The organism is Terasakiella sp. SH-1 (genome assembly GCF_004564135.1).
Taxonomy (GTDB): Bacteria; Pseudomonadota; Alphaproteobacteria; order Rhodospirillales; family Terasakiellaceae; genus Terasakiella.
Window position 1 is genome coordinate 2,475,798 of the sequence record NZ_CP038255.1, and the last position, 13,147, is coordinate 2,488,944.

15 protein-coding genes are annotated in these 13,147 nt (G+C 50.0%); 7 read left to right on the plus strand and 8 right to left on the minus strand.

The genetic code is table 11. From position 1 onward, the window contains the following. Positions 1–35 precede the first annotated feature (35 nt). Positions 36–485 (minus strand): flavodoxin domain-containing protein, encoded by a 450-nt coding sequence (locus E4K71_RS11430; protein ID WP_135079673.1) that lies wholly within the window; start codon positions 483–485, stop codon positions 36–38. Between the two features lie 233 nt (positions 486–718). Here E4K71_RS11430 and E4K71_RS11435 point away from each other — a divergent pair, with 233 nt between their 5' ends. From E4K71_RS11435 to paaK, 7 genes are all read left to right on the plus strand, one after another. Continuing rightward, entirely contained in the window at positions 719–1,486 is a 768-nt protein-coding gene (locus E4K71_RS11435) for a Phenylacetic acid catabolic protein (protein WP_135079675.1), read from the plus strand. A gap of 67 nt (positions 1,487–1,553) precedes the next feature. Next, positions 1,554–2,357, plus strand: coding sequence for an enoyl-CoA hydratase-related protein (locus tag E4K71_RS11440; protein WP_206201903.1), 804 nt, complete (start codon positions 1,554–1,556; stop codon positions 2,355–2,357). A 4-nt stretch (positions 2,358–2,361) separates the two neighbouring features. Continuing rightward, positions 2,362–3,153, plus strand: coding sequence for a 2-(1,2-epoxy-1,2-dihydrophenyl)acetyl-CoA isomerase PaaG (gene paaG, locus E4K71_RS11445; protein ID WP_135079677.1), 792 nt, complete (start codon positions 2,362–2,364; stop codon positions 3,151–3,153). A gap of 1 nt (position 3,154) precedes the next feature. Further along, complete coding sequence (locus tag E4K71_RS11450) at positions 3,155–4,696, plus strand: 3-hydroxyacyl-CoA dehydrogenase (protein ID WP_135079679.1); 1,542 nt, start codon at positions 3,155–3,157, stop codon at positions 4,694–4,696. Next, on the plus strand, positions 4,689–5,111 hold the full coding sequence (gene paaI / locus E4K71_RS11455) for a hydroxyphenylacetyl-CoA thioesterase PaaI (protein WP_135079681.1): 423 nt from the start codon (positions 4,689–4,691) through the stop codon (positions 5,109–5,111). The genes E4K71_RS11450 and paaI overlap by 8 nt, the downstream gene beginning before the upstream one ends. Next, on the plus strand, positions 5,104–6,309 hold the full coding sequence (pcaF, locus tag E4K71_RS11460; RefSeq protein WP_135079683.1) for a 3-oxoadipyl-CoA thiolase: 1,206 nt from the start codon (positions 5,104–5,106) through the stop codon (positions 6,307–6,309). The genes paaI and pcaF overlap by 8 nt, the downstream gene beginning before the upstream one ends. Positions 6,310–6,348: 39 nt before the next feature. Beyond that, positions 6,349–7,653 carry a phenylacetate--CoA ligase PaaK gene (gene paaK / locus E4K71_RS11465; RefSeq protein ID WP_135079685.1) on the plus strand — a complete coding sequence of 435 codons (1,305 nt, stop codon included), beginning with the start codon at positions 6,349–6,351 and terminating at the stop codon, positions 7,651–7,653. A 127-nt stretch (positions 7,654–7,780) separates the two neighbouring features. Here the strand turns inward: paaK and E4K71_RS11470 are convergent, their stop codons facing one another. The 7 genes from E4K71_RS11470 to E4K71_RS11500 form a co-directional block, all read right to left on the minus strand. Further along, positions 7,781–7,963 (minus strand): hypothetical protein, encoded by a 183-nt coding sequence (locus tag E4K71_RS11470; RefSeq protein ID WP_135079687.1) that lies wholly within the window; start codon positions 7,961–7,963, stop codon positions 7,781–7,783. Positions 7,964–8,186: 223 nt separating this feature from the next. Then, positions 8,187–8,780 carry a hemerythrin domain-containing protein gene (locus E4K71_RS11475; RefSeq protein ID WP_135079689.1) on the minus strand — a complete coding sequence of 198 codons (594 nt, stop codon included), beginning with the start codon at positions 8,778–8,780 and terminating at the stop codon, positions 8,187–8,189. 18 nt (positions 8,781–8,798) lie between these two features. Continuing rightward, on the minus strand, positions 8,799–9,755 hold the full coding sequence (locus E4K71_RS11480) for an MBL fold metallo-hydrolase (protein WP_135079691.1): 957 nt from the start codon (positions 9,753–9,755) through the stop codon (positions 8,799–8,801). A 25-nt stretch (positions 9,756–9,780) separates the two neighbouring features. After that, positions 9,781–10,485: an ABC transporter ATP-binding protein gene (locus E4K71_RS11485; protein WP_135079693.1), complete on the minus strand. Its 705-nt coding sequence runs from the start codon at positions 10,483–10,485 to the stop codon at positions 9,781–9,783. Between the two features lie 4 nt (positions 10,486–10,489). Then, positions 10,490–11,245, minus strand: a complete 756-nt coding sequence (locus E4K71_RS11490) for an ABC transporter ATP-binding protein (protein WP_135079695.1) — start codon at positions 11,243–11,245, stop codon at positions 10,490–10,492. Further along, positions 11,242–12,174 carry a branched-chain amino acid ABC transporter permease gene (locus tag E4K71_RS11495; protein ID WP_135082054.1) on the minus strand — a complete coding sequence of 311 codons (933 nt, stop codon included), beginning with the start codon at positions 12,172–12,174 and terminating at the stop codon, positions 11,242–11,244. Before E4K71_RS11495 ends, E4K71_RS11490 begins: the two co-directional genes overlap by 4 nt. A 4-nt stretch (positions 12,175–12,178) precedes the next feature. After that, entirely contained in the window at positions 12,179–13,054 is an 876-nt protein-coding gene (locus E4K71_RS11500; protein WP_135079697.1) for a branched-chain amino acid ABC transporter permease, read from the minus strand. Between the last annotated feature and the right edge of the window lie 93 nt (positions 13,055–13,147).

The window sequence follows — 13,147 nt, forward strand, 5'->3', positions numbered from 1 at the left end:
GCAGATCCCCGATCAAGTCGGGGATGACGTTAATATCAAAGCAGCTCAAGCCACTCTTTAACCCAGTCAATTGCCTCTTCATCCGGCAGGGGCTGTGTACAGGCATCTACCTCAAGGCGTTCGCCCACACGTTTTGCCCCACAGGCTGTGAAAACCGCATCCATATCCTTGCCTGCCTGACAGAACGTATCTGAATAAGTCTGATCCCCCAGCGCAATAATGCCATAGCGAACCTCAGAAAGGTCCGGCGTATCTTCCTTCATCACATCATGAAGCGGAATGATATTGTCGGGCAATTCACCCAGTCCATGGGTGGAACAACTGATGATAATGGTGTCATGGCCGTCCAACACATCAAGACCATCGTCAAATTCTTCGATAATCTCTACCTCATGGTCCAGACGGGACAATTCGTCGTTTAGCGCCTCGGCAACCATTTGGGCGTTGCCCGATTCTGTTCCTACGAATATGGCGATGCTTGTCATGACTTACACTCGTTCTTCTTGGTTTAACCCTGTGCAATCCCTAGATAAATCAGAACTATTTCAAATCTAGAAAGGGACCTTTGCATTTCTTTTAACATTATTGTTTGAATGTTTCTAATTTTTTTGATACTAAATTTATAGAAAGTTGTCTAGTTTTGTATCACATTTTATTTTATGATATCAAAACAAGATGAAATTAACAACGCAGCCCATGCGAAAGGGGAGAGGATATAATGTCTAAAAATGAAGATGCCTTGCTTGCACGCATCCAAAACAACGAAAAGCTGACAGCAAAAGATGAACTATCGTCTGGATATAAAGGTGAATTACGCCGTCTGATGGTGACTTTTGTTGATTCTGAACTCGCAGGGGCCGCAGGTTTTGTCGATATCATCAACAAAGCACCCGGCATTCGTGAGCGTCGCGCAGCTGCCCGAATCGTTTCAGAAAAATTCGAACATGCCCATCGTATCCTCGAAATGCTGGAAGATTTCGGTGTCAATACAGACCTTTATGTTCAGTCCCACCCATGGGATGCACGCCTGTCACGTACCCTTGATCTGGGCAACCGCCGCATCAGTGGCGACAAACGCCTCAATGTCCTGCATTACCCATATGAAGGTTGGCTCGATTCGGTTGTCATGAACATGTTGATGGGTCTGGCGTCCTCTATTCAGCTGGAAGAAATTTCCCATTGCTCCTACGCCCCACTGGCCGCAGCCATGGGTGAAATCGCCGCTGTAGAGGCCGAACATGCCGAACTGGGACGCAAGGGTTTAGCCAAAGCCATTGAAAATGGCTATAGCTTGGAAGCCGCTCAAGCCAGCGTAGATTACTGGTACAGCCGCGTTGCTGCCACATTTGGTAAAAGCGATTCCCAACATTTTGACCAAGGGAAAGCCTATGGCCTGCGTCGCACGCCCAATGCGGACCTGTTGGCAAAATGGGAAAGCCGCATTGCCGAACAGCTCGCCCGTATCGGCCTGGAAGCACGCGACTAACCAAACTTATCATTTTCATACGATACTATAACTTTTGTGTATCATATTAAAATAACAGGAGCCCAAAGTGGCCGAACGCCTTCCCCCCTATCTGGATGGCTGTGAGGATGTGTTGACATCACTGGATGATGCCCACGTCCTCACCATCCGCATCAATCGCCCCAAGGCACGCAACGCCTTGCGCACCCAGCTGTTAAAAGAACTTTCTGAGGTCTTGGGCAAAGCCACCCATGATGATGCCGTGCGTGCTGTTGTGCTTACAGGCGGTGACAAAGTCTTTGCCGCCGGGGCTGACATTACGGAAATGGCTGATAAAACGCCTGTGGATGTGATGAATGATCCGCGTGCGGCTTATTGGCTCGCCATTCGTAATTTTCCCAAACCCATGATCGGAGCGGTTAATGGCTTCTGTTTGGGTGGGGGCAATGAACTCGCCATGCATTGCGATGTGTTGATTGCGGGCACATCCGCCCAATTCGGCCAGCCGGAAATCAACCTTGGTATCATCCCCGGTGCAGGGGGAACACAGCGCCTCACCCAGATGATCGGAAAATCCAAGGCGATGAAGCTCGTCTTATCCGGTCAGTTTATGTCCGCAAATGAAGCTGAACGCGCCGGACTGGTTGGCGAAGTGTGTGAACCCGAACTGACCATTGAAAAGGCCACAGCCCTTGCCAAGTTAATTGCAAGCAAGCCCCCGGTGGCCGCACGTTTGGCAAAAGAATCCGTACTTAAGGCAAGTGATGCCATGCTGCATGAAGGCATGGCGTTTGAGCGTCGTTCTTTCACCACGCTCTTTGCCACCGAAGATAAACAGGAAGGCGTCAGCGCCTTCATGGAAAAAAGAAAACCTACGTTTAAAGGACGTTAAAACCATGAGTTTCGAAACCATTCTTTTTGAAAAGAAAGACGGCTACGCCAAAATCACCCTCAACCGCCCGGATGTGCTCAACAGCTTTAATGAAGTCATGCATATGGAATTGCGCGATGCGTTGAAAAGCTGCCAAAAAGATGAAGAGGTGCGCGCCATTTTGCTAACAGCCGCAGGTCGTGGTTTCTGTGCGGGCCAAGATTTGGGGGACCGTGCCGTAACAGGGGATGAAGGCCCGCGTGACCTTTCCCAAACCATTGAGAAATTCTACAACCCGCTGGTGCGCCTGATCCAGTCTATTGAAAAGCCTGTTGTCTGTGCCGTCAATGGTGTGGCCGCAGGCGCAGGTGCCAATATCGCCCTTGCCTGTGACATTGTTTATGCTGCCCAAAGTGCCAGCTTCATTCAGGCATTTTGTAAAATCGGTCTGGTACCAGATAGTGGCGGCACATGGTCCTTGCCGAACCTAGTTGGGATGGCGCGGGCTAAAGCCCTTGCCATGCTCGGAGATAAAGTATCTGCCACACAAGCCGAAGAATGGGGCATGATCTGGAAATGTGTCGATAATGACGCCCTGATGGAAACAACCGAAGAATTGTGCGCACAACTCGCCCAAGCCCCGACATTCGGTCTTGGCCTGATCAAACGTGCCATGAATGCAGCACCAACAAATACCATGGATCAGCAGCTTGATCTGGAACGAGACCTTCAAAAAATGGCAGGTTTCAGCGATGATTACAAAGAAGGTGTGAATGCCTTCTTGGAAAAACGCAAACCGAACTTTACAGGAAAATAAAATGGCTGCCCTTTCTTCTTCAGATACAGTCGCCGTTATCGGTGCCGGAACCATGGGGGCCGGCATCGCACAGGTCGCGGCCAAGGCCGGTCACCCGGTTCTTCTTTTTGATGCCATGATGGGTGCTGCCCAGGTTGGTAAGGATAAAACCGCCAAGGGCCTGTCCAGACTTGTTGAAAAAGGCAAGATGACCCAAGACGATGTGGATGCGCTTTTGGATCGCATCAGTGTCGTGGAAAAACTGGAAGACCTTGCCCCGGCCAAACTGGTGATCGAAGCCATTGTTGAAAACATCGACATCAAACAAGACGTCTTTGGCAAACTGGAAGAGATTTGTTCTGAAGATACCATTATGGCTTCTAATACCTCGTCCATCTCATTAACGGCGATTGGTGCGAAACTGAAACGATCCAGTAACTTAGCTGGCATGCATTTCTTCAACCCGGCACCGATTATGCAACTGGTGGAGGTCATCTCCGGGCTTACAACTTCAAAAGAAGTTGCTGATTGCCTATACGAAACAAGCCTTGCCTGGGGTAAGAAACCTGTCCATGCCAAGTCCACACCGGGCTTTATCGTTAACCGTGTTGCCCGCCCCTTTTATGCCGAGGCTCTGCGCGTTGTTGAAGAAGGCGGTGCTGATGTGGTGACACTCGATACGTTATTGAAACAATCGGGTGGTTTTCGCATGGGACCGTTTGAGCTCATGGACCTGATCGGTCATGATGTGAACTATGCAGTGACCACCACGACCTTTGCCCAATTCTATAATGATCCACGCTTCCTGCCCTCTCTTGTTCAAAAAGAACTGGTTGATGGTGGCTTGTTGGGTCGCAAGACCGGGCGTGGTTTTTATGATTATGGCGCTGATGCAGAACAACCTGTGGCCCAGACCGCCTCACAAGGGTTGAAACCGGGTAAAGTCATTATCGAAGGTGATCTTGGTCCAGCCGAACCCCTCGTGCAGCGCATGATGGATTCCGGCCTTGATGTGGAACGCATCGAGATGGAAGACAGTATGGCAGACCGTATCACCATCGGTCATACCCACCTCATGCTGACACCGGGTGTGCTGGCAACCGAACTGGAAGCCTCCCTGCCCTTGGGTGAAGATAACGAAGCCCTTGTTCTGTTTGATCTTTCCATTGATTTCGCCACAACTGAACGTATCGCCATTGCCCCCTCAGAAACAGCCGATGACGAACATGTGAGCGAGGCTTGCGGCTTCTTCCAAGCACTGGGTATTGAGGTTTCTGTCATGCAGGATGTCCCCGGCCTGATCAATGCGCGCACCATCGCGATGATCATCAACGAAGCAGCTGATACGGTTTATAAGCAGGTCTGTTCTGTTCAAGACGTGGACCTCGCCATGCAAAAAGGTGTGAATTACCCGAAAGGACCACTGGCCTGGGCCGATGAGATTGGACCAGATTATATCGCCAGTGTGATTGAAAATCTGGGTCGCACGTACGGCGAAGATCGTTATCGCACCAGCCTGTTGCTGCGCCGAAAAGTCAATGCGGGGAAATATTTCCATGACTGATCTGGCCCAACAAACCAAGGACGCCATGTTCGCCACAGACGAAATGGCCCAAGCCATGGGGATTGAGATTATCGAAGTCGCACCGGGCTATGCCAAAGGCACCATGACGGTGCGCAAAAATATGCTCAATGGCTTTCATATGACTCATGGCGGGGCGACTTTTGCCTTGGCCGACACCATCTTTGCCTATGCATGTAACACCTACAACAAAGTTACGGTGGCATCAGGATGTGACATTACCTACTCGGGTCCCTCTTATGAAGGTGATGTCCTGACAGCCGAAGCGAAAGAAACCATCTTGATGGGTCGTTCCGGCATTTATGATGTCACCGTTACCAAACAGGACGGAACAGTCGTTGCCCTGTTCCGTGGACGTTCAAGAACTATTTCCGGGGAAATAATTAAAAATGACTGAGGCTTATATCATTGATGCCATTCGCACACCCATTGGCCGTTATGGCGGGGCACTATCCAAAGTTCGCGCCGATGACCTGGGTGCCGTGCCGATGAAAGCACTGATGGAACGCAACCCGAATGTGGATTGGTCCAAAATTGACGATGTGATCTATGGCTGTGCCAATCAGGCAGGTGAAGATAACCGTAATGTGGCGCGTATGTCCTCCCTTCTGGCAGGGCTACCAACCGATGTGCCGGGAACAACGGTCAACCGCCTGTGTGGTTCCGGTATGGATGCGGTTGGACTGGCCGCACGTTCCATCAAAGCAGGGGATTGCGATTTGATCATTGCTGGCGGCGTGGAAAGCATGTCGCGTGCCCCCTTTGTGATGCCAAAAGCTGAAAGCGCCTTTTCACGGGCCAATGCGGTTTATGACACCACAATTGGCTGGCGTTTTGTCAACAAGATGATGGACAAGCAATATGGTACAGATTCCATGCCCGAAACGGCGGAAAATGTGGCCGAAGATTTCAACGTGTCACGCGAAGACCAGGATGCCTTCGCCCTTCATTCCCAGCAAAAAACACAGGCTGCGCAAGACGCTGGCCGTCTGGCTGAAGAAATTTGCCCAGTCACAATTCCTCAGCGCAAAGGCGGTCCCAAGATTGTGGACACCGACGAACACCCACGTGGGGACACCACTATGGAAACACTGGCGGGCCTGCGCGCCCCGTTTCGTGAAGGCGGTTCCGTCACCGCAGGCAATGCATCCGGGGTCAATGACGGGGCTTGTGCCTTGTTAATGGCGTCCAAGGAAACAGCCGAACAAACGGGCATGAAGCCACGTGCACGTGTCATTGCCATGGCAACCGCAGGGGTTGAGCCCCGCATCATGGGCATTGGGCCAGCTCCGGCCTCTAAAAAGGTGTTGGCAATAGCAGGTCTGTCTATCGAAGACATGGATGTGATTGAACTTAATGAAGCCTTTGCCTCACAAGGATTGGCCGTGCTGCGTGAGCTGGGTGTGGCTGATGATGACGCCCGTGTGAACCCCAATGGCGGGGCGATCTCGCTGGGCCATCCGCTGGGCATGAGCGGGGCGCGGTTAATCACAACTGCCCTTTATGAATTAGAAAGAAGACAAGGCCGTTACGCACTATGTACAATGTGTATTGGTGTTGGACAAGGTATCGCAACTATTATTGAACGTGTATAAAACACGACAAAACAGGGAACGTTTGGGAGATTTTTAAAGATGCAAAAAACTGATGTGCCGTTGATTGGCGAATTGGACCCGATTGAAAAGGCAAGCGTGGATGAACTGCGTAGCTTGCAATTCAAGCGTATGAAATGGTCCTTGGAACATGCTTACCAGAATGTGGCCTATTACCGGGCAAAATGTGAAGATGCGCAAGTTCACCCCGATGATTTAAAACATCTGGATGACTTGGCAAAATTCCCCTTCACCACCAAGGAAGACCTGCGCAAAGCCTATCCCTTTGATAGCTTCGCCGTCCCCATGGAAGAAGTGGTTCGTGTCCATGCCTCATCAGGGACCACAGGCAAACCAACTGTGGTAGGCTATACCCGTCAGGACTTGAAAGTCTGGGCCGGTGTGGTTGCACGCTCGTTGCGTGCAGCTGGGGTATCGCATCATGATCGTGTGCATGTAGCTTATGGCTATGGCCTGTTTACAGGGGGCCTTGGTGCCCATTATGGTGCAGAAGAACTGGGCTGTACCGTCATCCCCATGTCAGGGGGCCAAACCGAAAAGCAGGTTCAGCTCATCCGTGATTTTGACCCGGATGTCATCATGGTGACACCGTCTTATATGCTGGTCATCGCTGATGAGATGGAACGTCAAGGTCTTGACCCACGCGAGATCAAGCTACGTGCGGGTATTTTTGGGGCAGAACCCTGGACGAATAAGATGCGCGATGAAATGGAAAGCCGCTTGGGTATTGATTGTCTCGATATCTATGGCCTGTCCGAAGTCATCGGGCCGGGTGTCGCACAGGAATGTCTGGAAACCAAAGACGGCCCAACCATCTGGGAAGATCATTTCTACCCGGAAATTGTTGATGATCAATTCAACCCGGTCGCTGATGGGGAAATGGGCGAGATGGTCTTTACCTCGCTGACCAAAGAAGCCATGCCGGTCATTCGTTATCGCACCAAAGATTTGACCCGTTTGTTACCGGGTACCGCACGCACTATGCGTCGCTTTGACAAGATCACTGGGCGATCTGATGATATGATGATCATTCGCGGTGTAAATGTCTTCCCCACACAGATTGAGGAACAAATCCTGCGCGATAATCGCCTGAGCCCGCATTACCACCTGATCCTGACCCGTGATGGTCACTTGGATAAGCTGGCCGTTCAGGTCGAACGTAATGAAGCGGGCACCACCCACGATGAGGATATCAAGAAAGCCCTGTCCCATCACATTAAGTCCTATATCGGCATTTCCACCAAGATTGAAGTGCTGGAACCCGGTGCCATCCCGCGCTCTCAAGGCAAGGCGGTCCGGGTCACTGATAATCGACCCAAAGAATAAACAAACCAAAAGCCCCGGCGGAAATTTCCAGCCGGGGCTTTTTTTATTATTTTGTCGACCTCACGGATGCGGGGACCTTTTGAACAAAGAGATTCCCGATCAAGTTGGGAATGACAGACTTTTATAGTCACAAGTCTGCTTTTTTCTTCAAAATCAGTTCATTCGTTTTAGAGGCGGCTGTTTCCATCAGGATCAAAGAGCCAAAACTGCCTGCAATCGCAATTGGCAGGCCAATTGGACCTGCGGCCACCGCTGCCTTTGTCACCCCTGCCAAAGCCAGTTTAATGGAAGCTAATTCTAATAAAGCCATCTACTACCCTCTTTTTATTGTTTTATCAATCCAACCCACCTTGCCCAACTTGTAATTGTGACAGGGGGGGGTATCTCGCAGGTTTCAGTGTCCTGCTTTTACCCCAAAGAGTCAATTATCCAGACGGGTAAAAAAAGGGCCGGGACTTTTAACAAGCCCCGACCACCAGTATTAGGCCGCCTTTGGAAGGCATCTGCTCTCGACAGCCTAGGAGAACCTCTTTTTACGACCGACGCCCACCCAAACCAATGGGTGCCGGGGCGAGGAAGGTAATATCAGACAATAGCTTTCTAAACTTGTTTTTGGGAACATCACCAAAAAGCGGATCTTCGTTATTGGTGAAAGCCTCTTCAATCGGTGCCCAGTCTTCTGCATCCAGAACCCGTTCAGCCAGAGGGATCACCACATTATCTTCCAGTTTCATATGTTCGCGGTGTGCTGTTAGATAATCCTTGAGCACATCCACAACCTTTTCAACCTCACCGGGATGTTTATCCTTCATCGCCTGAATATGAATTTCCAAACGCTTGCGATGTTCCACACCCTTTTTATGTTGCTCCTGAAGCTCCATGATCACATCATTGGCTTCAGATGTTTTTTTCAACAAGGCCGGGAAAAGATATTCATCTTCTTTCGGGTGGTGCATGGTATCGACGAATTCTTCGATATAGGTCATGATCTTTTCAATCAGCTCATAATCTACATCCGTTGATTTCAATCGACCGGATTCAAGATCCAGCACCAGTTGGTTCAGAACATGTAAAACCGTATTCAGGCTTAAATGTTCCCGCTTCATAATGTTGATGGCTTTGGTCATAAGTGACCTCCAATCTTCTTATTCGACTTCTTCAAGCGCTTTCCACATGGCAACATCGCGCTCATCCGTCCAGATGCGCGGATGGTCCAACCCGCCAGCCTCGTCATAGGCACGTGTCACGTCAAATGGCAGACAGTGGTCAAAAATCACCCAATCACCAAATTTCGGTTTCAACGCTGCATAGGTATCTTTGTAAATCTGCCCCAGTTCCTTGCCTTCTTCACGACCCTTTTTCACAGAACCATACATGGATTCAAGAAAGTCCTGGGTTTCCGCAATTGCCTGTTCACACAGCTCAGGCGTCATCAAGGCAGCACCACGACCCGGTACCAGCTTTTCAGGTTTCAGGCTGCGCAGGTAATCCAGTGTTTTCGGCCAATCTTCCAGATGGGCATCCCCTGTATAGGGCGTTGCACCAAATTCAACCAAGTCACCGGAGAACAACACACCATCATCTGGCAACCAGGCAATTGTATCACCCGCTGTATGACCACGACCGGCATGGATGATTTCCACACGGCGCTTGCCCATAAAGATGGTCATTTTGCCTTCAAACACCATCGTCGGCCAAGTTAGGCCCGGTACAGATTCAACATCATTAAACAGACGCGGGAAACGCCCGACTTCTGATTTAAAATCATGTTCGCCACGTTCCACGATCAAATCATAGGTCGGTTTGGACGCAATAATCTGTTCAGCATTATAGGCAGATGCCCCCATCACACGTACCGCATGATAGTGTGACATCAGTACATATTTAATCGGCAGGTCAGTCACTTCGCGAATACGGCGGATAACGTCTTGTGCCATGGTTGGCGTAGCTTGTGTATCAATCACCATAACGCCATCATCACCAATGATGATACCTGTGTTGGGGTCGCCTTCTGCCGTATAGGCATAAAGGCCCTCGCCCAGCTTTTCAAAAGATACTTTTTTTTCGTCCAGATCAGCTGCGGAAGCGAAATTTTTACTCATAACTAGATGGTCCCTTAACTAGTTTTTAAATGCCCAGATAGGCGGATTTTACAGTTTCATCATCAAGCAGGTTATCCCCCGTGCCTGTGATGGTAATTTTCCCTGTTTCCATAACATAGCCACGATCTGCAACACGCAAGGCAGCTGTGGCGTTTTGTTCCACCAAAAAGATGGTGACACCTTGTTCTTTTAATTCTTCAACAATGGAGAAAATCTCCATCACCAGAACAGGAGACAACCCCATGGAAGGTTCATCCAGCAACAACAGGCGCGGGCGCGACATCAAGGCACGCGCCATCGCCAACATCTGTTGTTGCCCACCTGATAATGTGCCTGCTGGCAGATCGCGTTTTTCTTTCAAAATGGGGAAGCGGTCATACATTTTTTCAAGATCAGTCTCGATCTGATCTTTGTCTTTTTTGGTGAACGCGCCCAGGCGAATATTATCTTCAACGGAAAGCGCGGTGAAAACCTGACGGCCTTCCGGCACCTGTGCGATATCCAGCGGCACACGTTTTTCTGCGGCCAAATCAGTAATATCCTGGCCTTCAAACGTCACTGTGCCACTGCTCGCGGCTTGAAGACCGGAGATGGTGCGAAGCAGGGTTGTTTTCCCCGCACCGTTCCCGCCCACAAGGGCAACCAGTTCGCCTTCATTAACCTCAAGGTCCACACCATGAAGGGCTTGAATACGGCCATAGTGGCTGGTGAGATTTTCAATTTTCAGCATGTCCTTAGCCCCCCAAATATGCCGCAATTACATCCGGGTTGTTGCGCACTTCCTGCGCCGTCCCTTCGGTTAATTTACGTCCGTAATCAAGAACAAGGATATGATCGGAAATTTCCATCACCATCTTCATGTCATGTTCAACCAGCACCACGGTAATGCCACGTTCCGCCACTTTTTTGATGACTTCATCAATCTCGCGACTTTCCGCCGGGTTCAAACCCGCAGCCGGTTCATCCAGCAAAAGGATTTTCGGTTTGGAGGCCAAAGCGCGAGCAATTTCCAAACGCTTGAGTGCACCATAGGGCATACTTTCCGTATCCACATCGGCATATTCTTTCAAGCCGACAAAATCCAACAGCTCAAGACAGGTTTCACGGCAATGCATGTCCCCATTCTTAATCTGCGGCATACCAAAGAAAGAGGCAAAGAACCCTCGATTAAGGTGTAGGTGCGCCCCAACCATGACATTTTCAATCGCTGTCATGTTGAAAAAGATTTGCAGGTTCTGGAACGTACGGCTCATACCACGTGCGGCGAGCTCATACGGTTTATAGCCTGTCACCCCTTCATCATCATAAAGCACACTGCCACTTGTTGGCGTATAAACCCCGGTGATCAGGTTAAACAATGTCGTTTTCCCTGCCCCGTTTGGGCCGATGATCGAATGAATGGTACCTGGCTCGATTGAAAAAGACAGATCATCAATGGCCCGCAGACCACCAAATTGAATGGTCAGATTATTGACTTTGAGAAGGCTCATGACTTGTCTCCCTTCTTGAAGACACCTGCAAGGCTGGGTACCAGACCTTTGGGCAGGAAAATCATGGTCAGCATCAAGATCAGACCAAAGACAAGATGTTCATAATCATGCAGGAACGTCAGGAACTGTGGCAACAAAGTCAGGATTGCTGCACCAATGACGGCCCCAAATGTGGACGCCATGCCACCAAACACCACCATTACCACCAGTTCGATGGAATGGAAGAAGCCTGCAATATCCGGTGTCACGAAGTTGGAATAATAAACCCCAAGGCTACCGACAATGCTGGCAAAAACAGCAGAGACCACAAAAATCATCACCTTGAAGCGGGTGGTGTCCACACCCACCACTTCGGCCGCAACTTCTGAGCCATGAACGGCACGAAGGGCACGGCCAATCGGGGAGTCAATCAGGTTCATGGAAGCCCAAACACTGAAGATCAATAAGACACCTACCAACCAGTACCAATATGTTTGTTCGGCCATGAAAGACAGCCCTTCCACATACATGCCATCCGGGCCACCTGTGATTTGGTCTTCCGTATTAATGACAATGGAAATAATAATCCCCATGCCCAGGGTCGCCATCGCCAGATAATGGCCTTTCAGCTTCAAAATCGGGCGGGCAATCAAAAAGGCCAGCACACCTGTGAAGACCGCAGCCACAACCATGGCCAACAACGGGTTCCATTCCTGATTCATCGTTAGAATGGCACTACCATAAGCCCCAAGCCCCACAAAGGCACCGTGACCGAGACTAATTTGCCCGGCATAACCGATCAAGAGGTTCAGGCCGATACAAACGATGGCGTTAAAGCCGATGAGAATGGCAATTTCATATTGAAAGGCATTATTTAAGAAAGCGGGCAAGACGGCAATCACAGCGATAAGAGCCAACAGGCCGCCTGTTCTGGGTGATTTTAAAGTCATCATTTTATACACGCTCCGTCCCGGTTTTGCCGAACAGACCGCTTGGCTTAAAGAAAAGAACCAGAAGAATAAGGATAAAGGCCACGGCATCTTTATATTCAGAGATCCAGTAACCTGCGCCCATGGCTTCGGCGATGCCAACAATCATACCGCCCGCAACCGCGCCCATGCCATTGCCCAATCCACCCAGGATGGCCGCACAGAACCCTTTCAGGCCCAACATGATACCGGCTTCAAAATTCGTCAGGGTAATCGGGGCGACCAAGATACCAGCTGCCGCACCAAGGGCAGCAGACAGGCCAAAGCTGATAAACAGCACCAACTTGACATTAATGCCCATCAACAAGGCGGCATCCCGGTTCATGGATGTTGCCAAAATGGCTTTCCCCATCATGGTTTTATCGAAGAAATAACGCAGTGCAATCACCAGCAAAACAGTCACGCCCAACACCCACAGGCTTTGTGGCAAAATCGTTGCCCCTGCAATGTTGATGGGTGTGTCGCCAGAAAAAGACGGGATAGCGTGAAATTCCTTGCCCCAGAAGACCTGAGCCAATCCACGCATCACGATAGATGCACCGATGGTGATAATAATCAAGGTAACGACAGAGGCCCCACGGGCCGGCGCAATGGCAAAACGTTCCAGTCCGAAACCGAACAGGGTTGTCAGCGCAATTGCAGCCAAAATGGCAATCGGCATGGGCAGACCGAGGCTGAGGAAAAATACGGTTCCCATCCCGCCCAACATAACAAATTCGCCCTGAGCGAAATTGATCACATGTGAGGCATTATAGATAATGGAAAAACCAAGTCCCACCAGCGCATACGTCGCACCTAACGTGATACCTGAAAACAGGAATTGCAGGAATTCGGCGTGCATGTGTCTAATCTTTCTTCGAGATACAAGTCACCTGCTGTCTCTTAAAAAGGCTCTAAGAAACAAAAGGTTCTGAAAAAAGGAAGGATGGGGACA